This is a genomic window from Bilophila sp. T19-St14 (assembly GCF_059728385.1).
In genome coordinates, this window is sequence record NZ_BAAGFT010000001.1 from 2,288,980 (window position 1) to 2,313,731 (window position 24,752).

General features: G+C 59.3%; 19 protein-coding genes. 5 read left to right on the plus strand and 14 right to left on the minus strand.

Annotated features, from left to right (window positions below; all coding sequences use genetic code 11):
- Positions 1-168: 168 nt before the first annotated feature.
- A complete protein-coding gene (locus AC6I1V_RS09695) occupies positions 169-1,488 on the minus strand; it encodes an RsmB/NOP family class I SAM-dependent RNA methyltransferase (RefSeq protein WP_486853378.1) in 1,320 nt (439 codons plus the stop codon).
- Between the two features lie 575 nt (positions 1,489-2,063).
- Between AC6I1V_RS09695 and AC6I1V_RS09700 the strand changes: the two genes are divergently transcribed.
- Entirely contained in the window at positions 2,064-2,642 is a 579-nt protein-coding gene (locus AC6I1V_RS09700) for a hypothetical protein (protein WP_497736973.1), read from the plus strand.
- Here AC6I1V_RS09700 and AC6I1V_RS09705 read toward each other — a convergent pair.
- The 4 genes from AC6I1V_RS09705 to AC6I1V_RS09720 all read right to left on the minus strand — a co-directional run bounded on the left by AC6I1V_RS09705 (position 2,639) and on the right by AC6I1V_RS09720 (position 8,930).
- Positions 2,639-4,018, minus strand: coding sequence for a sigma-54-dependent transcriptional regulator (locus AC6I1V_RS09705; protein WP_005028077.1), 1,380 nt, complete (start codon positions 4,016-4,018; stop codon positions 2,639-2,641). The two genes, AC6I1V_RS09700 and AC6I1V_RS09705, sit on opposite strands and share 4 nt — an antisense overlap.
- A gap of 18 nt (positions 4,019-4,036) precedes the next feature.
- Positions 4,037-5,626 (minus strand): sensor histidine kinase, encoded by a 1,590-nt coding sequence (locus AC6I1V_RS09710; protein WP_337432292.1) that lies wholly within the window; start codon positions 5,624-5,626, stop codon positions 4,037-4,039.
- A 712-nt stretch (positions 5,627-6,338) separates the two neighbouring features.
- Entirely contained in the window at positions 6,339-7,682 is a 1,344-nt protein-coding gene (locus AC6I1V_RS09715; RefSeq protein WP_486853377.1) for a phosphoglucose isomerase-related protein, read from the minus strand.
- A 72-nt stretch (positions 7,683-7,754) separates the two neighbouring features.
- The gene (locus AC6I1V_RS09720) at positions 7,755-8,930 is read right to left on the minus strand and encodes a pyridoxal phosphate-dependent aminotransferase (RefSeq protein ID WP_302551927.1); all 1,176 of its coding nucleotides are present in this window, start codon (positions 8,928-8,930) and stop codon (positions 7,755-7,757) included.
- A gap of 184 nt (positions 8,931-9,114) precedes the next feature.
- Here AC6I1V_RS09720 and sfsA point away from each other — a divergent pair, with 184 nt between their 5' ends.
- On the plus strand, positions 9,115-9,843 hold the full coding sequence (sfsA, locus tag AC6I1V_RS09725; RefSeq protein WP_308771397.1) for a DNA/RNA nuclease SfsA: 729 nt from the start codon (positions 9,115-9,117) through the stop codon (positions 9,841-9,843).
- Between the two features lie 1,381 nt (positions 9,844-11,224).
- On the opposite strand, the gene AC6I1V_RS09730 is transcribed toward sfsA, so the two are convergent.
- From AC6I1V_RS09730 to AC6I1V_RS09765, 8 genes are all read right to left on the minus strand, one after another.
- Positions 11,225-12,061, minus strand: a complete 837-nt coding sequence (locus tag AC6I1V_RS09730) for an FAD/NAD(P)-binding protein (protein ID WP_308771215.1) — start codon at positions 12,059-12,061, stop codon at positions 11,225-11,227.
- Positions 12,062-12,072: 11 nt separating this feature from the next.
- On the minus strand, positions 12,073-13,125 hold the full coding sequence (locus AC6I1V_RS09735) for a 4Fe-4S dicluster domain-containing protein (protein ID WP_486853376.1): 1,053 nt from the start codon (positions 13,123-13,125) through the stop codon (positions 12,073-12,075).
- Between the two features lie 5 nt (positions 13,126-13,130).
- On the minus strand, positions 13,131-14,600 hold the full coding sequence (locus AC6I1V_RS09740) for a hydrogenase iron-sulfur subunit (RefSeq protein WP_308771214.1): 1,470 nt from the start codon (positions 14,598-14,600) through the stop codon (positions 13,131-13,133).
- Positions 14,588-16,549 carry a 4Fe-4S binding protein gene (locus AC6I1V_RS09745; protein ID WP_486853375.1) on the minus strand — a complete coding sequence of 654 codons (1,962 nt, stop codon included), beginning with the start codon at positions 16,547-16,549 and terminating at the stop codon, positions 14,588-14,590. The genes AC6I1V_RS09740 and AC6I1V_RS09745 overlap by 13 nt, the downstream gene beginning before the upstream one ends.
- A complete protein-coding gene (locus AC6I1V_RS09750; protein WP_308771213.1) occupies positions 16,546-17,466 on the minus strand; it encodes a CoB--CoM heterodisulfide reductase iron-sulfur subunit B family protein in 921 nt (306 codons plus the stop codon). The genes AC6I1V_RS09745 and AC6I1V_RS09750 overlap by 4 nt, the downstream gene beginning before the upstream one ends.
- A complete protein-coding gene (locus AC6I1V_RS09755) occupies positions 17,467-18,036 on the minus strand; it encodes a 4Fe-4S dicluster domain-containing protein (RefSeq protein WP_302554211.1) in 570 nt (189 codons plus the stop codon).
- 349 nt (positions 18,037-18,385) lie between these two features.
- A complete protein-coding gene (locus AC6I1V_RS09760) occupies positions 18,386-19,468 on the minus strand; it encodes an ABC transporter substrate-binding protein (protein ID WP_308771212.1) in 1,083 nt (360 codons plus the stop codon).
- A 498-nt stretch (positions 19,469-19,966) separates the two neighbouring features.
- Positions 19,967-20,722 carry a class I SAM-dependent methyltransferase gene (locus AC6I1V_RS09765; protein ID WP_486853374.1) on the minus strand — a complete coding sequence of 252 codons (756 nt, stop codon included), beginning with the start codon at positions 20,720-20,722 and terminating at the stop codon, positions 19,967-19,969.
- 416 nt (positions 20,723-21,138) lie between these two features.
- Here AC6I1V_RS09765 and AC6I1V_RS09770 point away from each other — a divergent pair, with 416 nt between their 5' ends.
- Positions 21,139-21,573 carry a hypothetical protein gene (locus AC6I1V_RS09770; protein WP_497736974.1) on the plus strand — a complete coding sequence of 145 codons (435 nt, stop codon included), beginning with the start codon at positions 21,139-21,141 and terminating at the stop codon, positions 21,571-21,573.
- Between the two features lie 690 nt (positions 21,574-22,263).
- Here AC6I1V_RS09770 and AC6I1V_RS09775 read toward each other — a convergent pair.
- Entirely contained in the window at positions 22,264-22,698 is a 435-nt protein-coding gene (locus AC6I1V_RS09775; protein WP_308770958.1) for an acyl-CoA thioesterase, read from the minus strand.
- Here AC6I1V_RS09775 and mltA point away from each other — a divergent pair.
- Both mltA and AC6I1V_RS09785 read left to right on the plus strand, forming a co-directional pair.
- On the plus strand, positions 22,693-23,982 hold the full coding sequence (gene mltA / locus AC6I1V_RS09780) for a murein transglycosylase A (RefSeq protein ID WP_308770959.1): 1,290 nt from the start codon (positions 22,693-22,695) through the stop codon (positions 23,980-23,982). The genes AC6I1V_RS09775 and mltA overlap by 6 nt on opposite strands.
- A gap of 470 nt (positions 23,983-24,452) precedes the next feature.
- On the plus strand, positions 24,453-24,635 hold the full coding sequence (locus AC6I1V_RS09785; protein ID WP_497736975.1) for a hypothetical protein: 183 nt from the start codon (positions 24,453-24,455) through the stop codon (positions 24,633-24,635).
- Positions 24,636-24,752: the final 117 nt, after the last annotated feature.

The following is a 24,752-nucleotide window of genomic DNA, read 5'->3' on the forward strand; positions in this document are numbered from 1 at the left end:
CTCTTATGCTTTTTTTGATGGCTCTGTTATAGTTTATGGTTGTTTCATCTCCACAGTACAGTGAACATGCGGCCTTTTTCTCCAGTTTTCCCCTTGGCTGAATCCTTGGCTAAGGCATTTTGCCGGTTATCCCTTTGGAGCTTCAAGGAAAAAAGCATCAACCATTTTCTATAACACAGCCTTTTTGATCATTGCTCCATACATTAAATCGCTGCCGAAAGTGTCGGGCGTGCTCTGCCACTGCTTTTCAAGCGACGCGCCGGGTGTGCGTGCGAGGAATGCTTCGATTTGCCCTTCGTTTTCGGCGGGGTTCATGGTGCAGGTGATGTAGGCGATATGCCCGCCGGAAGGCAGGCACGGCCATACGGCGTCGAGTATGCGGCGCTGAAGCCCGACCAGCCCGGCGACCTGTTCGGGCGTGCGGAGCGTGCGCAGGTCAGGGTGGCGGGCGAGCGTGCCGAGGCCGCTGCACGGGACATCAAGCAGGATGGTCTTGGGCGTGCCCCGCAGGGCCGGTTCGGTCGCCGAGGCGCAGAACAGCGGCGGCGTCTTGAGCACAAGGCGCTTGGCGTCGTCCCTCATGCCCCGCAGCCGGGGCTGATAGGTATCGCTGGCGGCGAGGACGGGCACGCCCAGTTCAAGGAGCGCGAGCGTCTTGCCGCCGCGTCCGGCGCAGGCGTCCCATACGGGGCCTTCCCAGTGCGGCGCGTCCAGCGCTTCCAGAACAAGCTGGCTTCCCGCGCCCTGTATGGACAGCCTGCCCTGCCGCAGGTAGTCCCGCATATACTCCGGCTGGGTGCCGGGCGCGAAGCGGACGCCTGAAATCCCCACGGCCTCCCCTTCCCTGCACAGGAAGCTGCGCAGGGCCTCCCATTCGTCCCTGGCGGCGTTCACCCGGACGCAGGGGGACGGCACGGCGGAAACGGCCCGCGCGAACGCATCGGCCTTTTCCGGCCCGTAGCCTTCGGCCCACAGTTCGAGTATCCAGCGGGGCACGCTGTGGAAGATGGAAAGGCGCTCCATCGGATCGGCGATGCGGGATTCATAGAACGCGAGGGCTTTCAAATCTTCGGCTTCGGAGAGGCGGATCAGCGATCGGAGCACGCCGTTGGCGACGCGGGACAATCCTTGCCCGAACCGGGAGCGCACGGCATCCACGGCGGCGCTGACGCTGGCATGGGCGGGGATGCGGTCAAGGTACAGCAGTTCGTAGGCCGCTATGCCGATCATGAGCTTCATGGACGCGGGCAGCTTTTCAGGAGCCTTCATAAATTGGCTCAGAAGCCACGAAATCCGAATTTCCGACCTCAGATACCCGTAAACGAGTTCCGTCGTCAGAGCGGCCTCCTGACGCGAAAAAAGGCCGCCTGTCAATTTCGTGTCCAACAGGGATTGTACGGGGGCGCTGATGCCCGTGCGCTCTAAAACCCGAAGCGCCGCTTCACGCGCCGGAAGGGGCGTTTCGCCGTTTTGCTTTTTCTTTTTCATGCGAGGCTCGGTGATAAGGTGTAGAGGTGCAAAGTGGCCTTGGAGGGAAGGGGAAACTTTCTGGAGATAAGGGGGAACACCCCGTGTTTTTCCTTTCCCTCCAAACCTTCCCCTTCAGAGATGTTGGCCCTGTTATATGGGTTGGTTATTCCATTTTCACAGTATGGTGAACAAATACAGCCTGTTCCGGCTTTTCCGCCGGCGGACTCCACGGCTGAAACGTTTTGGCTCTGTCATAGTGTCTGGTTGTTTTATTTGGCTGTGCCGTAGAAAACGTTTGATATTTTTTCCTTGAAGTTCCAAAGGGATAACCAGCAAAGTGCCTTAGCCAAGGATTCAGCCAAGGGGAAAACTGGAGAAAAAGGCCGCATGTTCACTGTGCTGTGGAGATGAAATACACACATGCTGTGACAGAACTTTTTATTTCCACAGTATGCTGAAAATAGAGGCTTTTCCTCCAGTTTTTTCCACTGATGGGCTCCATGATTGGGGCATTTTATGAGTTATTCCTTTGGAATTTGGCTCTGTCATAGTATGTGGGTGTTTTGTTGTATCAATAGGCTGTGTTATAGAAAATGGTTGATGCTTTTTCCTTGAAACTCCAAAGGGATAACCGGAAAAATGCCTTGGCCGTGGATCCCGCCAAGGGGAAAAACTGGAAAAAAGGTTGTATTTTCCACCGCACCGTGGAGATGAAACAGCCACATACTATAACAGAACCTATCAATATACTGAAAACTATATGCTTTTCTCTCCCATTTTTCTCTGGTGGGCTCCATGATTGGGGGATTCTATTGGTTCTTTCTTTGGAATTTCAAGAAAGAAAACCTCAACCGTTTCCTACGGCACAGCCAATTTTTACCATCTACTTCATTTCAGCCGATAAAACAGCAACTGTTTACTGCAACAAAGCCAATCTCTGTAAACGGGACGGATGGCGGGCGGATCTAGGCGAGAAGTTCACCCGGCGGCAGTTTCCCTGCATTGCGGGCCTCCGAACGGAACCCGTCAGGCTGTTCTTCGCCCACAGGCAACTCCGGCAACAGGGATTCGATAACGTCAAAAGTCTTTGGAGAGGGAGGGATGGGGTTTGGGGAAGGGAGGGGGAAGCTTTTCTCCAGAAAAGTTCCCCCTCCCTTCCCCAATTTCCCTAATGCCCGGTAATACTATATTTTTTCAGCTTGTACTGCATCAGGCTCTTGGATATGCCGAGCAATTCCGCGGCCTTGGCCTGTACGAAGTCGGCGCGGACGAGCGCGCGGCGGATAAGCGCGGCCTCAATGCGTTCGAGGGTATCGGCAAGATCAAGCTGCACCGGGAGCAGATCCACGGCGCTCTTGAACTGCGCTTCCTCGTCGCGGATCTCGGCGGGGAGATCCTCAAGGGTGATCACGTCTCCGGGCACGAGCACAAGGCAGCGTTCGACCACGTTCTGCAACTGCCGGATGTTGCCGGGCCACTCGTAGCCGGAAAGATGGTTCAGCGCTTCGGTGGAAAACGTCTTGGGCGGGATGCCGTTTTCCTTGGCGGCCTTTTCCGCGAAGTGCGCCACCAGCAGCGGGATGTCCTCGCGGCGTTCGCGCAGGGGCGGGATCGGAATATGCACCACGTTGAGGCGGTAATAGAGGTCTTCGCGGAACGTCCCCGCCTGCACCAGCGGCATGAGATCCTTGTTCGTCGCCGCGACGATGCGGATGTCGACCTCGATTTCCTCGCTGCCGCCCACGCGCTCGAAACGGCGTTCCTGAAGCACGCGGAGCAGCTTGACCTGCAATTCCGGGGTCAGCTCGCCCACTTCGTCAAGGAACAGCGTGCCCCCGCTGGCCTGCTCGAAGCGCCCCCGGCGCATGGCGACCGCGCCGGTGAAGGAGCCTTTTTCGTGCCCGAAGAGTTCGCTTTCAAGCACGCCGGGGTTCAGGGCCATGCAGTTTACGGAAACGAAAGGTTCCTGGCTGCGCGGCGAGGAAAAGTGGATGGCGCGCGCGACGAGCTCCTTGCCGGTGCCGGATTCGCCGGTGATGAGCACCGTGGCGCGGCTCGGCCCGGCGCGATCCACAAGGGCGAGCATGTCGCGGATGGCCCGGCTGCGCCCGATGATCTGGTGCTTGCCGTAGCGCTCTTCAAGGCTTTCCCGCAACAGTTGGTATTGGCGGTGCGCGCGGGCCAGCTCGGCGGCGTTCTGGATGGAAAGCAGCAGCTCGTCATTGGAAAAGGGCTTGGTGATGTAGTTGAACGCCCCGTAGCGCATGGCCTCCACAGCGCTTTCGATGGAGCCGAAGGCCGTCATGATGAGCACCGGGATATGGGGCCAGTTCTTTTTGACCCGTTCCAGCACTTCGCGCCCGGAGATGCGGGGCATCTTCATGTCCGTGATGACGATGTCCACTTCGGACTCTTCGAGAAAAGCCAGCGCCGTTTCCGGGTCATTCAGCGCGGTCACGGCGTATCCCGCTTCGGTCAGCAGCGTTTCCAGAACGAGCAGGTAGTTTTTCTCGTCGTCAATCAGCAGCAGATGCACCTTATCGTTCATGAGACTATCCTTATCTGTCTAGCGTGCCTGCGGAGAGGCGTCGCCTTCCCGCAAATCGTGTTCTTCCGAGGGGAGCGGATCGGTCAGCGTCACGGGTTCGCCGTCGGCGCCCGCATCCGTCCGTCCGCCTTTTTCGGGAGTGTCGCCTATATCCGGCTCGCTGGCAACCGGGAGCAGGATGGTGATCATGGCCCCGCCCCCTTCGGGGTTGGTCAGCAGCAGTTCCCCGTTGTGCGACGTGACGATGGTGTTCACGATGGGCAAGCCGAGGCCCGTGCCGTGATCCTTGGTGGTAAAGAAGGGATCAAGAAGCTTGTGCAGCAGGGCGGGCGGGAAACCGGGGCCGCTGTCGTGGAACGAGAGCTCGATCATGCCGTCGTCACGCCGTACGCCGCGGATGCGGATGATCCCGCTGCCTCCGATGGCCTGATACGCGTTGACCAAGATGTTGTAGACGGCCCGGTACAGCAGATCCTTGTCCCCAAGGACGAACAGGGAATCTTCCGTATCACGGATGCACTCCACGCCGAGGCGTTTCATTTCGCCGTTGAGGAAGCCGGTGGCCTGATTCAGCAGCGCGTTGATATCCACGCGATCCTGACGGGGCACGCGGGGGCGGGCATAGTCGAGGAAGTCGTTGACGATCTGGCTCAAGCGGCAGGATTCATCGAAAATGGCTGTAAGGATACGTTGTGCGGGGCTGCTTTTTTCCTGTTCCGGCGTGCGCCGGATGAGGAACTCGGCGCTGGATCGGATGATGCCGAGCGGATTGCGGATCTCATGGGCGATGCTGGCGATGACGCGGCCCATGCTGGCGAGCTTTTCGTTTTGATGGAGTTCGGCCTCGAGCTTGCGGTTGCGGCTCATGCGCTCGGCAAGGGTGCGTTCCGCCTTGATGATGAAGAACTGGAGGATGGCGAACAGGATGGCGGACGATCCGAGGCATGTGGCGAGGATAAGCCACTGGAAGCGCACGACGCTGTCGTAATCGTCGGTGATGTCCTGCGTGATTTCCAACACGCCGGTCACAAGGGATTCCGGTTTGCCGGTGCTCTCGCTGATGCCGAGATCCACGGTCAGGGGGAACATGGTTCGCAGCGAGTAGCTGCCGTCCGGGATTTTGAGCATGAACATGGCGGAAAGCATGTTGACGCTGGAGAGCGTTTCAAAGAAGGGGATGCCCGAACTCATGACGCGCTCCATCGACGCGGGCGTGATGTCCGTCCGGCCCAGCTCCATCTGGTTGATGGAGTAGTTGACGACCCTGTCGGCCCCGTAGATGCGCAGGGATTCCAAATGCAGGCCGAGGATGGTGGACTGCACCACATCATCAAGCTGCTGGTACTGCATGCTCTGGCGCAGGGCGATGCGCCCGAAGGTGAGGAAGGTCGGCAGCGTGAACCGGCGGTAGATCTGCTGGTTCAGGTTGCTGGCCATGAGCATGGCGTATTGCTGCTGGCGGAGCAGCAGCGTGTTGCGTGCGGAATTGCCGATGAAGAAGGCCAGCGTCACGCTGGAAGCGAGGATGAGGATAAGGGATATCCACGAGAGGAACCGGGTCAGCCCAAACGGCAGGCCCTTGTCCACGGAGTCTTTTTTGCCGAACAAAACGAGCCTCTGCGTAGTCTGTGTCAGGAAGGGAGCTTCATGAAAAGCGCATCCGCCATGCCTTCCCCGGCTCCCTTCCCGTGAAGCTTTTAGCGGGAAAGGCGGTTATTGGGATAGGGATGCCCTTGAAAAATAGCCACGGCTTTTTTGTTTGAACAGGGCCATTGGCCTTGTCCGAAGAAAAAAGCCCTGATTGCCGCCGGCCATAACCATGCGTCCCTGCGGGGCCCTCTTATGGCCGTACCGGGAACGGCTCAGAAACCCAAGAGGCGAAACGTCTTTGGAAAGGGAAAGCCGTGCCGCGGCAATCTGTTGATATGTCCCGTTTTTTGAAGTTTGCTGTGCCATAGGGAGCGGTTGATGCTTTTTCCTTGAAGTTCCAAAGGAGTAAACCGGCACAATGCCGCATCCGGGGATTCCGCCAAGGGAGAACTGGAGAAAAAGGCTGTCTTTTCACCGCGCTGCGGAGATGAAGCAATCACATGCCCCGGCAGGGCCTTGAAGTTTTAAAAAGATAACCGGCGCAGTGCCTTGGTTATGGGGCCCGTCGACGGAAACGCCGGAGGAAAAAGCCGTCCCTTCACCATGCCGTGGAGATGGATCAAGCGTATCTTATGACAGGGCCAAAGGGAAAAAGAGCGGGCAGTCGAGCTTGGGGGAGGGAAAACTGTTTTTCGGAAACGCTTTCCCCTCCCCCGATGCCTTTTATCCCCTAATTCAGAAACGCCTTCAAGATGGCGGCTTCTTCCGGGTAGCTGGAGGAGCCGAGGCGGGAATAGGCAAGGCGTTTGCCGAGCTCCACGGCGGGCTGGTCGAGCGGGTTGATGTTCATAAGCCAGCCGGTAAGCACGGTCGTGGCCATGAGCAGCCCCATGACTTCGCCCGCGGCGCGCATGGAGGATTCCGCCACTTCCAGGCGGGTGAGCGGCACGCCGTTATGCACGAGGGCCGCAGCCGAGCCGAGGGTTTCGGCGTTGAGCAGATCCCCGAATGCCTTGCCCCGCAGCCATCCCCAACTGTCCGGCACGCCGTCCGGGAACCGCGGGCCCTTGTTCAGGTTCGGGCAGTGCAGCTGGATGCAGCCCTTGTCGGCGGGGCCGTCGAGGAACATCTGCTGGAGCGAGTGCTGATCGGTAACGCCCACGGCGGGCAGCGGCATGGTTCCCTTGCCGTTTTTGCCGAGGCTTTCCGCCCAGAGCTGGCCGAACCACTGGCCGAAAGAGGCCCATGAAGGGATGTACGTAAAGAAAACCAATTGGCTGTAGTCGTGCCGCGACAGCTCGAAGCACCAGTTCGCAAGCGCCCATGCGGGATGGCTGCGGAGGGCTTCCGGCTTGCCGAGTTCGTCGTTGACGAGCGGCGCGTTCACGCAGGCCGCGCCTTCGAGGAAGTCTTCCCACGGCAGGCCCATGAAGGCCGCGGGTACGAGCCCCACCGCCGAAATGACGGAGTAGCGCCCGCCCAGGTGATCCGGCACCGGCAGGGACACGATGTTGTGACGGTCCGCCTCTTCGCGCAGATAGCCCTTCTTCTCGTCGGTAACGAGCAGCATATGCTCGTGCCACGTGTCGGGGAGCGCCTTTTGCAGCCATGCCTTCATAAAAAAGTACTGGGCTAGCGTTTCGATGGTCCCGCCGGATTTGCTGACGGGGACGACAATGGTTTCTTCGGGGTTGAGGGCGGACATCTGGGCTTCGAGCACATCGGCGTCCACGTTGTCCAGAATCCACAGCCACGGCCCCTGGTGGTTCGGGAGATCCTGCTGTGGGAAAAAGGCCTTTTGGAGCGCGCGGGTACCGAGGGCCGAGCCGCCGATGCCGAGCACGACCATGTGCCTGAACCGCCGGAGCCGCGGGGTGAGGGCCTTGAGGCGGGCCGTCAGGCTGCTCCGGAAGGGAAGGTTGAGGAACGGAAGTTTGCCCGAGGCCACTTCACCGATGAGGCGGGCGTTGCAGCTGTCGAGCTGCGGCTCAAGGAGCTTGAGCGCCTGTGGGCGCGTCGGGGCCGTCGTCAGCAGCCGTCCGGCCCATGCGTGCTTCCAATCCAAAGTATGCATACCGTCTCCTGAAAAGTGCCGTCCACGGGCGGCGTTTTCCGGTTCCGGGATTTTCGGAACCGGAGGTCAGCGTTATTGTCCGATGAGAACCTTGCGGACGCGGGCGAGGGCGTCCATAAGCACGTCGTCAGCCACGGCGTAGGAGAACCGGATGCAGTCCGGCGCTCCGAAGGCGTCGCCGGGAACCAGCGCCACGCCCGCTTCGCTGAGCAGGCGGGTGCAGGCGGCGGTGGCGTCGGGCATTTTTTCGTCATACAGGGCGGAAATGTCCGCGAACAGGTAGAACGCGCCTTCGGGTTTCGGGCATACCACCTTGGGCCACGAGGCGATTTCCTTCCATGCCATATCGCGGCGTTTCTGGAAGGCCCGGCGCATGGACTCCACGCAGTCGTAGGGGCCGGTGAGGGCGGCTACGGCGGCCTTCTGGGAAACGGAGCAGATGTTGCCGGTGGCCTGTCCGGTGATCTGGCTGAGTTTCTTGATGAGGTCGGGATGGGCCACGGTATAGCCCACGCGCCAGCCGGTCATGGCGAAGCTCTTGGCAAGGCCGTTGACGACGGCGATGCGGTCCGGGTACTGCTTCCACCAAACGATGATGCTCGACGGCTTGTTGGGCTCGTAGACGAGCTGGTCATAGATTTCGTCGGCGATGATGAACAGGCCGCGATCCAGCGCCCATTTCACGATGGCGTCGCGTTCGGGCACGGAATAACAGGCGCCCGTGGGGTTGGAAGGCGAGTTGAAGACGAGTATTTTGGTCTTCGGGGTCAGCGCGGCTTCGAGCTGTTCCACCGTCACCTTGAAGCCCTGCGAGGCCGGGGCCTTGACCGCGACCGGCACGCCGCCGTTCAAGTAGACCATGTCGGGGTAGCTCACCCAGTACGGCGAGGGGATGAGCACTTCGTCGCCGTCATTGAGCAGGGCGGCGAACAGGTTGTACAGGGACTGTTTGCCGCCGTTGCTGGCGATGGTACAGTCCGGCGCGACGTCGACGCCGTAAGCGCGCTTAAAGTAACCGGCGATGGCTTCCCGCAGGGGCGGGATGCCGGGCACGGCGGTGTAGCGGGTAAATCCCTCGTCGATAGCCTGTTTTGCGGCATCGCAGACATGGGCGGGGGTGGGGAAATTCGGTTCGCCGATTGCCAGGCTGGTCACATCGACGCCCTGCGATTTGAGCTCAAGGGCCTTGGCGTTGATGGTCAGGGTGGCGGAAGGCTTTATGTGGGCCATTCTTTCGGAGAATTGCATGGGACTATACCTCGGTGGCTACATGACTTTGTCGTCATGCAGTAGCAGGTTAGGCCCCGTCTGTAAATTGGTGGATACGCGGGAAGCGGGAAGGGCTTTTTTTCCTCTAGCCGTGTATCGGCATTCGCTTTTTTAAGAAAGAACACCCTCAGGGCACGGCTCCTGAGGGAATGGGATGGGGTGCATGTCCATATTGTTGCCATTTCCTTCCGGCTGTGTGGTCGGGCGTCTGGTGCGCCGTGAGAAGCGTTTTTTCGTGCATGTGTTGATCGACGGCAAGCCGGATGTGGCGCATACCAACAATACGGGGTCCATGATCGGGCTGTTGCGGCCCGGCGCGCCCGTGCTGTTGTCTCCCGCGCAGAATCCCGGCCGGAAGCTCAGGTGGACGTTGGAGCTGGTGTGGTGCGGCGATCCTGCGGCGTATCCGCGCGGCGGCTTCTGGGCCGGGGTGAACACGAGCACGCCCAACCGGATGCTTGAAGCGGCGTTCAGGGCTGGCAAGCTGCCGTGGGCGGAAGGATACACTTCATTCGCGCGGGAAAAGGTGCGGGGCGAGAGCCGGTTGGACGGTTTGCTCGAAGGGCCGGGGATGCCCCGGCTCTGGGTTGAGTGCAAGAACGTCACCATGTCGGAGGATGACGTGGCGCTGTTCCCGGATGCCGTTTCCGAGCGGGGGCTCAAGCATTTGGGGACGCTGAAGGGCATTGTTGCCGCCGGGGAGCGGGCCGCCATGTTTTACTGCATACAGCGGCCCGATGCCTGTTGTTTCGGGCCTGCGGACATGATTGATCCGGCGTATGCCGCAGGGCTGCGGGATGCCGTGGCGCACGGCGTGGAGGTGTATCCGCATCTTGCCGTTTTGACGGTGGAGGGGATTGGGTTGGAAGCGGAGTATTTGGCAATGGTTTAAGGTTATTATGGAGTGTTACGGGAATGGGGGGGCGGCTGCGCCGGCGGGCGTTTTCCCTGCCGCGCAGGGTGGCCGCCTCCCGCGGGGGCAAAGGGGGCCTGTTAGGGGCTCCGCCCCTCCGAGGCCCCCTTTGCAATCCCCCCGGAACACCCCGTTTCTCCGCTGCCTCAAGTGGGTTGCCGGCCTGTCACGCAGCGGCCCTCTTCCTTTTGGGTCTTCCTTTGTCCGCAATCCGTCGTCGGTGCGCTGCCGATGCTCCGGGAGCTAACCCGGTCTGCGACCGGGTGGATCTCCCTCCGCGCAGCGCAAAGCCTCAGCCGTTTCTCCTTCGTATGGAACTATTGGAGGGGGAGGCAAAACCACAGGGAAGACTCTCTCTAAAATATGGTTCTGGTCATGGGATGTGGCTGTATTATCTCCACAGTATGGTGAACATACAGATTGTTATCCCGTTTTCCCGTCGATGGGCTTTATGGCTGGGGCATCTTATTGGTTATTCCTTTGGAATTTAAAAAAAATGGCTGTGTCCTAGAAAGTGGTTGATGCTTTTTTCTTGAAGTTCCAAAGGGTTAACCGAGAAAATGCCCTGGCCTGTATTCCGTCAAAAGGAAAACCGGAGAAAAAGGCTGTATTTTCACCGTACTATGGAGATGAAGCACCTCATACTATGACAGAGCCAAAAAAATAAGGCTGTGTCATAGAAAACGGTTGATGCTTTATTTCCTTGAAATTCCAAGGAAATAACCAATAAAATCCCCCAATCACAGAACCCGCCAGCGGAAAATTTGGAGAAAAAGCATATATTTTCAGTGTATTGCTGAAACAAAACAACCATGTACTATGACAGAGCCAAAAATAAAGCATCAACCATTTCCTATGAAGTAGCCTAAAACATAAGGCAGGGAGGAGTACGGCAGCAGTACAAGAGGCATTTTTAGAATAAGGGAAGGCGATGAGAAAGCCTCCTGCCACAATAACTGATTGATGTTCTTAGGTTGTGTCTTTATTTTACGGATCTGTTCAAGTTTACGGTTGATAAAGAGAAAGGCTCTGTTAGAGTATGTGGTTGTTTTATCTCTATAGTGCGGTGAAAATACAGCCTTTTTCTCCGGTTTTCCCCTTGGCGGGCTCCACGGTTAAGGCATTTTTCCGGTTATCCCTTTGGAGTTTCAAGGAAGAAAGCATCAGCCCTTTTCTATAACACAGCCTTTCCAAAAACAGACACGGCATCATTCCCGGATGGGAGCGATGCCGTGTCTGCCGTTTTCCCCTCACCCCTATTATAAAAGTTTTAGGGGGAAGGGGGTGGGGTTCGGGGAGGGGGAAGGGAGCCCTTTTTCAAAAGGGGCCCTTCCCCCTCCCCGATTCAATCATCATAATCCTACAGCTCAGGCGGGAGTTCCTTGAGCTGCTTGTTGGAGAAGACGGGGCCGTCGACGCAGACGAGCTTGCCGCCGATGTTGCAGCGCCCGCAGATGCCGATGCCGCACTTCATGCGCTTTTCCAGCGTGGTGTAGATCTGGTCATCCGGGAAGCCCAGCTCGACGAGGGCCGCGAGGGTGAACTTGATCATGATCGGCGGGCCGCAGAGGACGGCGATGGTGTTCTTGGGCTTGGGGCCGATTTCCTTGAGCACGTTGGGGATGAGACCGACCTTGTGTTCCCAGCCATCGGCAGGATTGTCGATGGTGAGGGTGACGTTCAGATCCTTGCGCTCCAACCATTCGGGCATGTCGGACCGGAAGGACAGATCCGCAGGGGTCTTGGCGCCGTACAGCAGGCTGATGTCGCCGTAATCCTTGCGGTTGTCCAGCAGGTACACCATGATGGTGCGGATGGGGGCCATGCCGATGCCGCCGCCGATGAAGAAGACGTTCTTGCCCTTCCACTGGTCGTAGGGGAACCAGTTGCCGAGGGGCGCGCGAACGCCGATCTTGTCCCCGGCGTTGAGCTTGTGGAGGGCGGCGGTGTTCTCGCCGGCCTTCATCACGGAGAACTGGAGGTAATCCATCCGGGTGGGGGAAGAGTTGATCACGAAGGTCGACTCGCCCACGCCGAAAACGGAGAGCTGCCCCACCTGTCCGGGCTGGAAGGTGAAGTTCTTCATTTTTTCTTCATCATCGAAACGCACGCGGAACGTTTTGATGTTGTGCGTTTCCTGCACGGTTTCGATGACGGTCGCCATTTCAGGCAGAAGGGGATTGTGCGTCCCTGCCATGTTCAGACTCCTTATTTGGCTTCCGCGTCATCCGCGATGGCGTTGAGGACAATTTCACGGATGTCCAGCGACACCGGGCACTGCTTGATGCACCGACCGCAGCCCGTACAGGCGAAGCGCCCGTCGCTGTCGTCGGGGGCGTACCAGTACTTGTGCGAAACGCGGTTGCGCATGCGCAGGGCCTTGGCCGTGCGGGGGTTGTGCCCGCTGGCCTCACGGGTGAACAGCGGGGACATGCAGTTGTCCCAGCTGCGCAGGCGGCGTCCTTCGAGGGTGTTGCCCTCGTCGGAGATGTTGAAGCACTGGCAGGTGGGGCACATGTAGGTGCACGCGCCGCAGGAGAGGCACTTGGCGGTCTGTTCCGTCCAGAAGTCCACGTCGGTGAAACGCTCTTCGAGGCGGCGGGCCGCCTTGGACAGATCCGGGGCGGGCTGCTGGCTGGCGGCGGCCTTTTCACGGACGGCCTTGGCTTCGTCCATCTTGTCTGAGCCGTCGGCGAGCTTGGTCGACGCAAGGAAGGCTTCGCCCTTTTCAGAGACGGCCTCAAGCACGAAGCCGCCGTTCACAGCCGTGAGCAGCACGTCGGAGCCGGTGGGATCGGCGGGGCCGCCGCCTGTCCAGTGGCAGAAGCAGGTGCTGCACGGGCTGTCGCAAGTCCGGGTGACGACCAGCAGGTTGTCGCGGCGGGCCTTGTAGTAGGCATCTTGGAACTTGCCTTGGAGGAAGGGCTTGTCGAGCACGGCGAAGCCGCGGGCGTCGCAGGAACGGCAGCCGAACACCATCCGGGCCGGGGCGTCGGGGGTGTCGTCAAGTTTTATGTCCAGCTTGGCCGGGTTTTCCGGGTCTTTGGTGCCGGTGAATCTGATGAGCGTTTCACAGGCGGGGAAAACGGCGGCCTTGGGGGATACGGTGGCGCGGGCCAGCGACGGCGTTTCTCCGGCGACGAGAGGCCGGAACACAACCGCCTTACCCTCCTGACGAGGGGCCAGCACCTGACGGGATGCCGCCACTTCGGCCAGCCACGGGGCCAGCTTGTCGGCAGCGAGGAATCGTATGGCGCTCATTGCGTTTATGCTCCCTCGATGTGGTGTTCGTGAATGTTCTTTTCTTCCAGCTGGAAGCCGAGCAGCGGCGGCACGGCGTCAACGTCCATGCCGGGCGCGTATTCGAACAGCTTCTTCACGACGCGGCCCATCTGGAGCTTGAGGGCTCCGACCGGGATGCCCATCGGACAGGCACGGTTGCATTCGCCGCAGCCGGTGCAGCGTCCGGCGAGGTGCATCGCGTGGATGAGCTGGAAGAACATCTTCTGCGTGGGGCTGTCTTCCTGCGTGAGCCAGTGCGGTTCGCGGCTGTCGGCCACGCAGTTGTCGCGGCATACGCACATGGGGCAGGCGTTGCGGCAGGCGTAGCAGCGGATGCAGCGTTCGATGTGGCCGCGCCAGAAGCCCATGCGCTCCTCAAGGCTCAGGCCGTCGAGGAAGGTCATGATCGCGGGCATGGCGGGCTGGGCGCCGTCCGGGATCTTCGTGGGCGGGCCCGCGAAGTGATCGTGGATGACGGCGTTGGGCACGGTGCAGGCGCGGCATTTGTCCTGCGCCACGTCCTGCATGGCGAACTCGTAGTCCTTGCCGTCGGCGCGGACTTTGAGGGTGGCGCCGGATCCGGCCACGGATTCGACTTCCGTCACGTCGCCGATCTTGGCGAGCACGCGGTTGATGTCGACGGTGCCGTTGCAGCCCATGCCGAAGATGACCACGTCCTCACGGTTGATGAGGTTCTCCTGAAGGAGTTCCACGACGCCGCGGGAGTCGCAGCCCTTGACCACGATGCCGACCTTCTTGCCCTTGAAGAGGGGCAGGTAGGTGGCGAGGGAGTGGACGTTGAGCGGGCCCCAGATGAGCTTTTCGACATCTTCGGGCCTGCGCATGTACAGGGGCGTGGCGTGCAGGCCGTCAAAGCCCTTCTGCCAGCCCATGACGAATTCCACTTCCTTGGCTTCGAGCGCGGCCTTGATCTGATCCTTGAGTTCGGTCATGGCCGCGGGGTTGACGCCGCAGCCGAGCGGACGCAGGGGCGCGGGCAGTTCAAGGTTGGGCATGACGTACAAGGGCTTCGCGTCTTCAAACTTGGGCGCGGGCCCGAGCTTGTGGACACGTTCGGTGAACGCAGTGACCACGGCCTGCCAGCGCTGGCCTTCGGAGGCGGACACCCACGTATACTCGAAGCGGCGGGGATCGATGCCGATGATGGGCAGGAATTCCTTCAGCGTTTCGAGGCGGCGGCGGGCATAATAGTTGCCTTCCGAATAGTGGCAGTCACGCGGGTGACAGCCGGACACGAGCACCCCGTCGGCGCCGGAAAGCAGGGCTTTCAGCGGGAACAGGGGATTGACGCGGCCCGAACAGGGGACGCGGATGATACGCAGGTCCGTAGGCTGTGTGAAACGGGCGACCCCGGCAGTATCGGCGCCGCCATAGGAGCACCAGTTGCAGAGGAAGCCTACGATCCGGAGTTCTTTGCCTGTCAGCACCGACATAGAGCGTCTACCTCCGCAAGGATCTGGTTGTCAGTGAAGTGGGAGAGCTGGATGGCGCCCTGCGGGCAGGTAGCCGTGCAAAGGCCGCAGCCCTGGCACACGGCCTCGATGGTCTGCGCCTTCTTTTCGCCGCGGATTTCCTTTTCGACGATGGCCTGGAACGGGCACACCTTGATGCACTTGCCGCAGCCGACGCAGCGCTTGATGTCCACGACAGAGATCTGCGGGTCGCTTTCGAGGAGCGGCTTGGAGAGGAGGCCGATCACCTTGGCGGCGGCGCCGCTGCCCTGCGCGACGGAGGAGGGGATGTCCTTCGGGCCCTGGGCCACGCCCGCGAGGAACACGCCGGCGGTGTTGGTCTCCACGGGGCGGAGCTTGCAGTGGGATTCCATGAAGAACCCAAAGCTGTCGTAGGAGATATGCAGGGTTTCCGCGAGCTTGTTCGCGCCCTTGGAACCTTCGATGCCCACGGCGAGCACGACCATGTCGGCCTTCACCTCGACGGGCTTGCCGAGCAGGGTGTCGGCGCCGCGGACGATGTACTGCCCGTGGCCGTCGGGCTGGATGGCGGATACGCGGCCGCGGATGTACTGGGTGCCGTATTCCTCGATGGCGCGGCGCGTGAATTCGTCATAGAGCTTCGCGTTGGAGCGGATGTCCATGTAGAACACGTAGGACTGCGAATCGGGGATGTGGTCTTTGGTCAGGACGGCCTGTTTGGCGGTGTACATGCAGCAGAAGCCGGAGCAGTAGGGGCGGCCGATGGATTTGTCGCGGGAGCCCACGCACTGGATGAACACGACGCTCTTGGGTTCCTTGCCGTCGGACGGGCGCTTGATGTGGCCGCCGGTCGGGCCGGAGGCGGACATGATGCGTTCGTACTGGAGCGAGGTGATGACGTCGGGGTATTGGCCCGCGCCGTATTCGCCGTAGACCGTCCAGTCCATGAGGTCGTAGCCGGTGGCGGCTACGATGGCGCCCACGGTTTCCGTGACGATCTCGTCCTTCATCTCGTAGTTGATCGCACCGGTGGGGCACACCTTGGCGCAGACGCCGCACTTGCCCGAAGTGAGCTTGCGGCAGTATTCGGGGTTGATGGACGCCTTCTTGGGGATCGCCTGCGGGAAGGGGATGTTGATGGCGGTGGTGGGGCCGACAAACTCGTTGAACTTGTCCGGGGTCTTCCTGGCGGGGCACTTGTCCATGCAGGCGCCGCAGCCGGTGCACTTGGACCAGTCCACGTAGGTGGCCTTCTTTTTCACGGTCACGGTGAAGTTGCCCACATACCCGGACACGTTGGTCACTTCGGAAGCGGCCATGAGCGTGATTTTGGGATGCTGGGCCACGTCCACCATCTTGGGGCCGAGGATACAGCTGGAACAGTCGACGGTGGGGAAGGTCTTGTCGAGCTTCGCCATCTTGCCGCCGATGTGGGTTTCGCGCTCGACGAGGAGCACGTCGAGGCCCGCGTCGGCACAGTCGAGGGCGGCCTGGATGCCGGCCACGCCGCCGCCGATGACGAGCACGCGCTTGGTGGACTCGAAGGACTTGGAGAACAGCGGGTTGTCGCGGCGCAGTTTTTCAACGGCGATGCGGACGAGTTCCGCGGCCTTGTTGGTGTTGGCTTCCTTGTCCTTGCCGATCCACGACACGTGTTCGCGGATATTGGCCATTTCAAACATATACTTGTTGAGCCCGGCGCGTTCCACGGTGCGGCGGAAGGTGGGCTCGTGCATGCGCGGCGTACAGGAAGCGACGACTACGCCGTCAAGCTTGTGTTCCTTGATGGCGGCGACGATTTCTTCCTGTCCGGGCTCCGAACAGGTGTACATGGTGTCGGTGGAGAAGGCCACGTCGGGATAGGTCTTGGCGATCTCGGCGACCTTGGCGCAATCCACGGTCCCGGCGATGTTTGACCCGCAGTGGCAGATAAAAACGCCTATTTTCATGCCTTGGCCTCCTCTGTGGCTTCATCGGCCTTGGCCTTGGCGGCCTTGGCGGCCTGCGCGGCGTCGATCTTCCGCAGAAGTTCGTCGGGGCTGACGCAGAGCTTTTCAAAGCCGAGTTCCTGATGCGGCAGGCCGAGGGCCAGCCCCATGAGCTGCGTGAAATACAGCACCGGCATCTTCATGCTCCCGCCCACGGCCTGACGCTGGCGCAGGTCAAGGTTCATGTGGCAGAGCGGACAGGCGACGACCACGGCGTCCGCGCCGAAGGCCTGCGCCCGTTCAAGGATGCGGCCGGTAAGGCGGGCGGTGATGTCGCGGCGGGGAATGCCCATGGCTGCGCCGCAGCATTCCGTCTTCAGGGGGAAAGGCACGACTTCGGCGCCGAGGGCGGTCATGATGTTGTCCATGGCCATCGGGTTCTCGGCGTCGTCAAACCGCATGATGTCCGCGGGGCGGCTCATCAGACAGCCGTAGTAACAGGCGACCTTGATGCCTTCGAGGGGCTTCTTGACCTTTTCGGCGATGGCGCCGATGCCGTAGTCTTCCACCAGAACCTGAAGGATGGACACGGTTTCGGGCAGCTCTTCGGGACAGGGGCTGTCGAGAAGGGCGTTGACCTTGCTGCGGAACGCCTCGTCCTGCATGCGGTGCTTGGCGGTCTTCAGGTTGGCGAGACAGCTCGGACAGGGCGTGCCCACGCGTTCGGCGCCTTCGGCGGCGGCAAGCGCGAGGTTGCGCGCGGAAAGCGCGGAGGAGAGCACGTGATCGCAGGCGTGGGCCGGCGTGGAGCCGCAGCAGCTCCAGTCGGAAATTTCCTTGAGGCCGATTTCAAGCGCGCGGCAGACGGCGCGGGTGGAACGTTCGTATTCGGCGGACGTCCCTTGGCCGGAGCAACCGGGGTAGTAGGCGAGTTTCATTTACTTGTCCCCCTCGGCGCTGCGCTGCTCGTCAAAACGCTTGAAGATGCGGGCCACAGCGTCCTTGCCGACGATGGTGTGGGGTTTGAAGGGCAGCTTCTGCTTGGGCAGGATGCGCGGCGCGAGATCCACATCGGTGAAAACCCGGCCGGTGCGGGCCATGAACATGGCCATGACGCCCAGTTCGTACGTGCGCCCGAAGCGGCGGACGGTGGTCAGGAAGGACTGCCAGAACGACGCCATGGCGTAGTTCGTCTTGCCTTCCTTCCAGGCCATGTGCCGCAGCACGTCCATGACCTTGGCGACGTCGATGTTGTTGGGACAGCGGGACGTACAGGTCGAGCACGACACGCAGAGCCACAGCGAACGGCTTGAAAGCGCCATTTCCTTGTTACCGAGCTGGACGGCCCGCATGACTTGGCTGACCTGCAGGTCGTATTCAGGCCCGCAGGGGCACCCCGCCGTGCAGTTTCCACACTGGTAGCAGTTGGTCACCTTCTGACCGCTTTCTGCTTCCACCTCGCGAAGAAACGCTTCGTCGCGCGTGGTTTCAAGATTGATTGTTTCCATGATTCTCCCGGCAGTAGAGTGGTTCAAAGACCAATAGACCTTCTTCACGAGAAAAAATCTAACATATCCACGCTAACGGGGCAACAGGGTTGGAGAAAAGAAAAAGGAGAACCCCTAGGTCTTCTCCTCGCCCGCCCCCATGCAATGCAAGGAAAAAGTTTCCCCCCGGAGCAATGCAAAGGTGAACTTTCACATGCTATCAGACGAGGCGCGAAGATGGAACCCCTTCTTGCGAAAAGGGGCTGTTTGGTTGCTCAGAGAGTTAGAATCATACCGGTTTTCCCAAAAGCAAGCCGGCCCTCCTGTTACGGAGGGCCGGCAAAGGCAGGGCAGAGGGAAACCGGGAATGCTACTTGTAGTCGGGGATGGGCCGCTTGACCAGCTTGAGGAACTTGCCGGTGGCGTAGGAGCCGTCCTTGACCACCTTCAGCTCGTCGGGCGTGATCCGGCCCACGCCGGCGAAGAAGGCGGCGATGTCGGCCATCCACTTGGCGGCCTTGCTCTGCCCCTTGGAGTCGTCGAACAGGGCGAGCTGCTCTTCAAGGTTGAAAACGGGGTGCGTCTTGATGTCGAGCGCGGCCATTTCCGGCGTAAAGCTCTTGCCCACGAATTCCTGGAAGAAGCGGCAGTATTCCGGGGCGAGGGATTCCGGGGTTTCCTTCTGGAGCATGTTGGCGGAACGCAGGAACACGCGCAGGAACTTGGCGACCAGTTCGGGGTTGGCGTCGCAGAACTTCTTGTCGCCCATGAGCACGGTGGGCAGGCCCACGCCGCAGGTATTGGGGGTTCCGGCGACCTTCCAGCCCTTGTCCATGCCGAAGAACATGTGCGGGGCCCACAGGCAGACGCCGTCGCCGATGCCGCTGTCGAACGCCGCGAGGCCCTGCGCCTGATCGATGTTCTTGATGGTGACGTCGCTTTCCTTGAGGCCGAGCACGCGGAGCCAATGGCTCAGGGTGAAGTGGGGGGAGGACATCGTGGTGATGAGGAACGTCTTGCCGCGCACGTCGTCCGGGTGCCCGTACACTTCCGGGTAGTCTTTGTTGTAGCCCTTGGTCTTGAGGATGGGGCTGTCGGGGCGGAGCAGGAGGGCGTTGGTGTAGGATTCGTCGTTGGTGACGGCGATGGTGTACGTCCCGTAGCGGAGCGCGCCCATCATGCCGGGCACGGCGCCGGTTCCGGCGAGCACCCATTCCCCGGCGGGGAGGGCGTTGAGCTGCGCCATGCCGGACGAGAAGAGGAGCATTTCAATATCCAGCCCTTCCTCTTTGTCCCATCCTTTTTCTTTGGCGTACCAGATGAGGAAGGCTTCGTGTTCGTCAAGCCACGCCGTACGGAGCTTGACCGGGGCCGCCGCGAATGCCGCACAGGAAAACGTGATGAAGAGGGCAACAGCAAGGAAACTCGTAAGCACTTTGAACCATCGTTTCATAAGAAACTCCTTTATGTATGAGGTTCCAGTCCGTACAGCCAAAGCATGTTTCCGGCAAAAGGATAAAGGAGGGAGGCCCCTCTTTCCGCAAAAAGATAAAGGGTATCGTTTGACGCTTAAGGACAGCCGATTGTTTCTTGATGGATAAAAAAGGAAAAAGCCTGTCCTGATAAAAGAGATGATGCGTTATAGATAGGAATAGACGAATTGAATAACCATGTCTTATGAGAAAATGCCAATCTATATCGAGAAACGGTCAAAGGAGGCTCAGGAAGATGCTTGCATTGATGAAAAGTTGGGACGGGGCGGCGGGGATGGGGGGGGAAGGGCGGAAGAAAAGGGAAGGGCTTCTTAGATGGAACAATAAAGAAGGACGAGCGAGGGACATCCAGATGGTGCGGCCGGTAGGGGGATATGACGGCACAAAAGAAGCCGGCGGCGGGAAATCATTGTAGGGCTTTCCCGCTTTGTTGTTTCTGCAGCAGCTTTGGGATGGCCTTAATCGTTACTGCATTCAAATAAAAACATTTCGCATTCGCTATTGGCTGCAATCTCTTTTTGGAAAGAAGAATAGGTCTTCACATCCTTAAATCCCATTTCCTTTAAATACTGTTCCATCTCCCCAAATGTATACAGATGCGTTTGAAAATCCATCCGCTCGCTTCGCAAGAGTTCCGCTCCGTTGTATAATTCATATATTCCCGGAGAAAACTGTGTCTGGCTTTGCTCGTCATACAGATTTTTGCTTTTGAGGATGAGGTCAAACCCTTCTTTTGTCTTTACGGAAAGGGATAGTTTGTAATCGCTGTCGTCGGGGCACCTGTTGGCTATCGTATCAACGGCAAAAACAAGCTTGCCTTTTGGGGACAGCATTTCCTTCAAGGCCGTCAAAATGGTTTTGCACAGCCCCATATCTGTAAAGAGCGAAACCGATCCTGAAGAAATAAAGATATAATCAAAATGTCCTTGAGGGGAGTATTCCCTTATATCGGCACAGATGGCCTTTGCATTGGGAGCCTTCTGCTTCAGCTTGCCCAACATTTCTTTCGACGAATCTATTCCGCTGATATCAAAGCCTCGCTCCATAAAGGGAACAAGGAACCGGCCGCTGCCGCAGAGGGGCTCCAGGATTTTCTTGTCCTTCCCCGCATAGGAAAGGTAAAAGTTCAGTTCGTCTTGCGGGGCTTTTTCGTGTAAGATTTCGTACATTTCAGTACATAAACCGCCATAATAGTTTTGTTTGGCTTCACTCATTCCGGTACCTCGGATGTTGTTCTTGGCTGTGCCATTAGGCAATGGCTGATGCTTCCTTTTTTGAAACCCCAAAGGAGTAACCAATAAAACGCCTCAGGCCTGGGGTACGCCTCTCCAGAGGCGGCGCGGGGTTCGGCTACGGCATAAAACGCCTCAGACATAGGGTACGCCAACAAAAAACTGGATAACAAGGCTGTTTTTTACCATACCGTGGAGCAGAACCAGCGGCATCCTATGGCAGGGCCTTGTTCCGATCCATGCGGAGCCCGCCTATGGCTGGAGCGCCCGGCCATGTACTTGCAAGGGAAAGATCCCGTTTACGGTGCCCAAATGTTGATCGTATACGCCGCCGTTTCCGTTTTTTCAGCCCCGGCTGCTGGTACAGCGGGGCCATACGCGGTGCTGGCGGGCAGCGCGTGTTCCTTCCCTTTGCTCCGCCTGCCCTGCGCCCTTCATCTTGGTGTTCCGTGGAGCAGAACCAGCCGCATCTATGGCAGGGCCTTGTTCCGATCCATGCGGAGCCCGCCTATGTCTTGGAGCGCCCGGTCATGTACTTGCAAGGGAAAGATCCCGTTTACGATGCCCAAATGTTGATCGTATACGCCGCCGTTTCCGTTCTTCCAGCCCCGGCTGTCGGTGCAGCAGAGCCATACGCGGTACTGGCGGGCAGCGCGTGTTCCTTCCCTCTGTTCCGCCTGCCCTGCGCCCTTCATCTTGGTGTTCCGTGGAGCAGAACCAGCGGCATCCTATGGCAGGGCCTTGTTCCGATCCATGCGGAGCCCGCCTATGGCTTGGAGCACCCGACCATATACTTGCAAGGGAAGATCCCGGTTACGATGCCCAAATGTTGATCGTATACGCCGCCGTTTCCGTTCTTCCAGCCCCGGCTGCTGGTACAGCGGGGCCATATGCGGTGCTGGCGGGCAGCGCGTGTTCCTTCCCTCTGTTCCGTCTGCTTTGCGCCCTTTATTTGCTTGGTGTTCCGTGGAGATGAACCAGCCGCATCCTAATGGCAGGGCCTTGTTTTGCTCCATGTGGAGCCCGCCTATAGCTGGAGTTCTCGGCCATATACTTACAAGGGAAAGATCCCGTTTACGGTGCCCAAATGTTGATCGTATACGCCGCCGTTTCCGTTCTTCCAGCCCCGGCTGTCGGTGCAGCGGAGCCATACGCGGTGCTGGCGGGCAGCGCGTGTTCCTTCCCTTTGTTCCGCCTGCCCTGCGCCCTTTATCTGCTTGGTGTTCCGTATAAGCCCGCGCCATGAATTCACGCCCTGCATCGGCCTATTTCACAGAGACATCCCAAACGGGCGGCAGGGCCGCCTGACAAGTGAAACAGAGCCGGGGGCTTCTGGTGTATGCGAGGCAGCCCCACCCGTGACGTTGTAAAGCGTTTCTCTCAGGGGGGCTTCTAACGCGCACAAGGGGGCCTGCCGTTTTCCTGCGTCCCCTGAATACGGGGAAACAGGGCGGGGCCTTCCGGCATCCTTCCAACCGGCTCCCGTTTTACGGGCAGCCCTTCCCGTTGTCCGGGCAAAGGGGCTATTCGGGGATCTGGAACGGTTCCCCGCGCATGAGCCTGACGAACCATTCCGGTGGGCGCACGGGGCGTCCGTCGCGTCCGGTGCAGGCGTGTTCAGTCATGCCTTCGGCAAGCAGGGTCTTGCGCTCGGCGTCCATGACATTGTACACAAAGACGAGAGAGGCGCGTCTGACTTCGGCTATCCCCGCGCGGATATGGATCAGATCGTCATATCGGGCGGGCCGCCTGTAGCGGCACTGGGCTTCGCGTACGGGCAGCATGATGCCGAGGCGTTCCACCTCCGCGTAACTCATGCCCATCTCGCGGATGTACTCGCTGCGTGAACGTTCAAAGAGGTGCAGGTATTCCGCATAATAGAGATACCCCATCGTATCGGTTTCTCCATAGGAGACGCGGTGGGCGAGCCAAACATCGGGGGTGGGAAAATCGTGCATGAACAGCATCCTTTGCTGAAGGTTCCACAAAAACGCGGGGCGGGAACGGCGGTTCTGGCCGCAGCCGCCCTTGCCCTCGGCCTGTTGGCGGGGTGCGCAGCCTCCCTTCCCGCCCCGTCCGTTCCGGTTCGGGACGTTGCGGGCGATCTTGTCCCTGAGGGGGACGGGCAGGCCGCCGTGCTGGCGGGGAAGCTCGATCGCGCCGGGCAGCGCCTGCATTCGTGGAAGGAGCTGGCCCCGGCCCTGCGGGCCAGCCGGGCGCATATCGCCGGGCGTGAGCCCGGCCAGGTCGCGGTGGCGCACGGCGATGTGGCGGTGACGTGGGGCGATCTGGCCAAGACGCTGGATTGCCTTGAGGCCCTGCTGCCCCGTCTCGACGCCGAGCCCGGCCTGCTGGCGGAGCGGTTCCGCTGGGTGAAGCTCAAGGATGGCGCGGCCTTTTCGGGATACTATGAGCCCGTCGTCAAGGCAAGCCGTACCCGCAAGCCCGGTTATACGGCCCCGCTGTACCGTGTGCCGCCGGATCTGCGCGAGCTGAACCTGGGGGGCTTCAAGAGCGAGCTTATCGGCCAGCGCATCGTGTACCGCATGGAGAAGGGGAGGCCCGTTCCTTATTATACGAGGGCCGAAATCGACGGGCTGGACGGCAGGCCCGGCGTCCTGCGCGGCAAGGGGCTGGAACTGGCATGGCTGTCCGATCCTGTGGACGCCTTTTTCCTCCAGGTGCAGGGATCGGGGCGGCTGCGTTTTGAGGACGGCAAGGAGATGCCCGTGCGCTTTGCCGGTTCCAACGGCAAGCCGTACCTGAGCATAGGGCGGTATCTCGCCGATCAGGGGGAAATCCCCACCGGGCAGGTGAGTATGCAGTCCATCCGGCAGTGGCTGCGCGATCACCCGGAATCGCGTGACGACCTGCTCCGGCGCAACCAGCGCTACATCTTTTTCCGCAAGGGGCCGGAAACCTCTTCCGGCAGCATTACGTCCGGCCCTGTGGGGAGCATGGGATCGCCGCTCAGTTCGATGGTCTCGCTGGCTGTGGATCGCACGACCTTCCCGCTCGGCTCGGTGCTTGCCTTTGATGTGAATATTCCCGATCCGTCCTCCCCCGTGGAGGAAGGCCCCGTTTCGACCACGCCGCTTTTCGGCATCGGGTTGGCGCAGGATACGGGAGAGGCCATCAGGGGGCGCCGCGTCGACCTGTTCTGCGGCAAGGGCGCAAGGGCGGCCTATATCGCGGGGCACCTCAACGGCCCCGGTGAAATCTGGATGCTGCTGGCGAAGTAACGCTTGTTTCGGAAGAGATTGGCCCCGTTCCATGAACGGGGCTTTTCTTTTGACTGTGTCAGAGGAAATGACGGTTGATGCTTTTTTCTTTGAAGTTCCAAAGGGATAACCAATAAAATGTGGCTCTGTCATAGAAAAAGGTTGTATTTTCACAGTATGGTGAAAATACAACCTTTTTCTCTTGTTTTCTCACTAAAGGACTCCATAGCGCGAGACACTTTATTGGTTATCCCTTTGGAATTTCAAAAAAAGATAAATAAAAATAAAAAAATAAGGCTGTGCCATAGAAAACGGTTGATGCTTTATTTCCTTGAAATTCCAAAGAAATAATCAATAAAATTCCCCAATCACAGAGCCCACCAGCGGAAAACTTTGAGAAAAAGCATATATTTTCAGTATATTGCCGAAACAAACAAAAACAACCATGTACTATGACAGAGCCTAAAATGTTTTAGCTGTGGATTCCGCCGATGGGAAAATCGGATAAAAAGGCTGTACTTTCAGCGTGCTGTGGAGATGAAGCAACCACATGCCATGACAGAGCCTTCGCTGATGGGCTTTATGATTGGAGATATGTTATTGGTTATTCCTTTGGAACTTCAAAAAATGAAGCATCAGCCGTTTCTCTGGAACAGCCTTTGGAAAATCCATAGCTAATGAATTTCATTGATTATTTATTTTAAATTTCAAAAGACGAAATGCCGGCCGAATGGCTGTGGCGGAGCCTTCCTTTTCGACAAAGATAGGAATCCCTTATTGTTAGGGCATAT

What these genes read in the sequence shown, in the direction of transcription:
- AC6I1V_RS09695 (WP_486853378.1), bottom strand. Translation starts at nt 1,488, where the DNA reads ATGAAAAAGAAAAAGCAAAACGGCGAAACGCCCCTTCCGGCGCGTGAA.
- AC6I1V_RS09700 (WP_497736973.1), top strand. Translation starts at nt 2,064, where the DNA reads ATGGTTGATGCTTTTTCCTTGAAACTCCAAAGGGATAACCGGAAAAAT.
- AC6I1V_RS09705 (WP_005028077.1), bottom strand. Translation starts at nt 4,018, where the DNA reads ATGAACGATAAGGTGCATCTGCTGCTGATTGACGACGAGAAAAACTAC.
- AC6I1V_RS09715 (WP_486853377.1), bottom strand. Translation starts at nt 7,682, where the DNA reads ATGCATACTTTGGATTGGAAGCACGCATGGGCCGGACGGCTGCTGACG.
- AC6I1V_RS09720 (WP_302551927.1), bottom strand. Translation starts at nt 8,930, where the DNA reads ATGCAATTCTCCGAAAGAATGGCCCACATAAAGCCTTCCGCCACCCTG.
- sfsA (WP_308771397.1), top strand. Translation starts at nt 9,115, where the DNA reads ATGTCCATATTGTTGCCATTTCCTTCCGGCTGTGTGGTCGGGCGTCTG.
- AC6I1V_RS09730 (WP_308771215.1), bottom strand. Translation starts at nt 12,061, where the DNA reads ATGGCAGGGACGCACAATCCCCTTCTGCCTGAAATGGCGACCGTCATC.
- AC6I1V_RS09735 (WP_486853376.1), bottom strand. Translation starts at nt 13,125, where the DNA reads ATGAGCGCCATACGATTCCTCGCTGCCGACAAGCTGGCCCCGTGGCTG.
- AC6I1V_RS09740 (WP_308771214.1), bottom strand. Translation starts at nt 14,600, where the DNA reads ATGTCGGTGCTGACAGGCAAAGAACTCCGGATCGTAGGCTTCCTCTGC.
- AC6I1V_RS09745 (WP_486853375.1), bottom strand. Translation starts at nt 16,549, where the DNA reads ATGAAAATAGGCGTTTTTATCTGCCACTGCGGGTCAAACATCGCCGGG.
- AC6I1V_RS09750 (WP_308771213.1), bottom strand. Translation starts at nt 17,466, where the DNA reads ATGAAACTCGCCTACTACCCCGGTTGCTCCGGCCAAGGGACGTCCGCC.
- AC6I1V_RS09755 (WP_302554211.1), bottom strand. Translation starts at nt 18,036, where the DNA reads ATGGAAACAATCAATCTTGAAACCACGCGCGACGAAGCGTTTCTTCGC.
- AC6I1V_RS09760 (WP_308771212.1), bottom strand. Translation starts at nt 19,468, where the DNA reads ATGAAACGATGGTTCAAAGTGCTTACGAGTTTCCTTGCTGTTGCCCTC.
- AC6I1V_RS09765 (WP_486853374.1), bottom strand. Translation starts at nt 20,722, where the DNA reads ATGAGTGAAGCCAAACAAAACTATTATGGCGGTTTATGTACTGAAATG.
- AC6I1V_RS09775 (WP_308770958.1), bottom strand. Translation starts at nt 22,698, where the DNA reads ATGCACGATTTTCCCACCCCCGATGTTTGGCTCGCCCACCGCGTCTCC.
- AC6I1V_RS09785 (WP_497736975.1), top strand. Translation starts at nt 24,453, where the DNA reads ATGGGAAAATCGGATAAAAAGGCTGTACTTTCAGCGTGCTGTGGAGAT.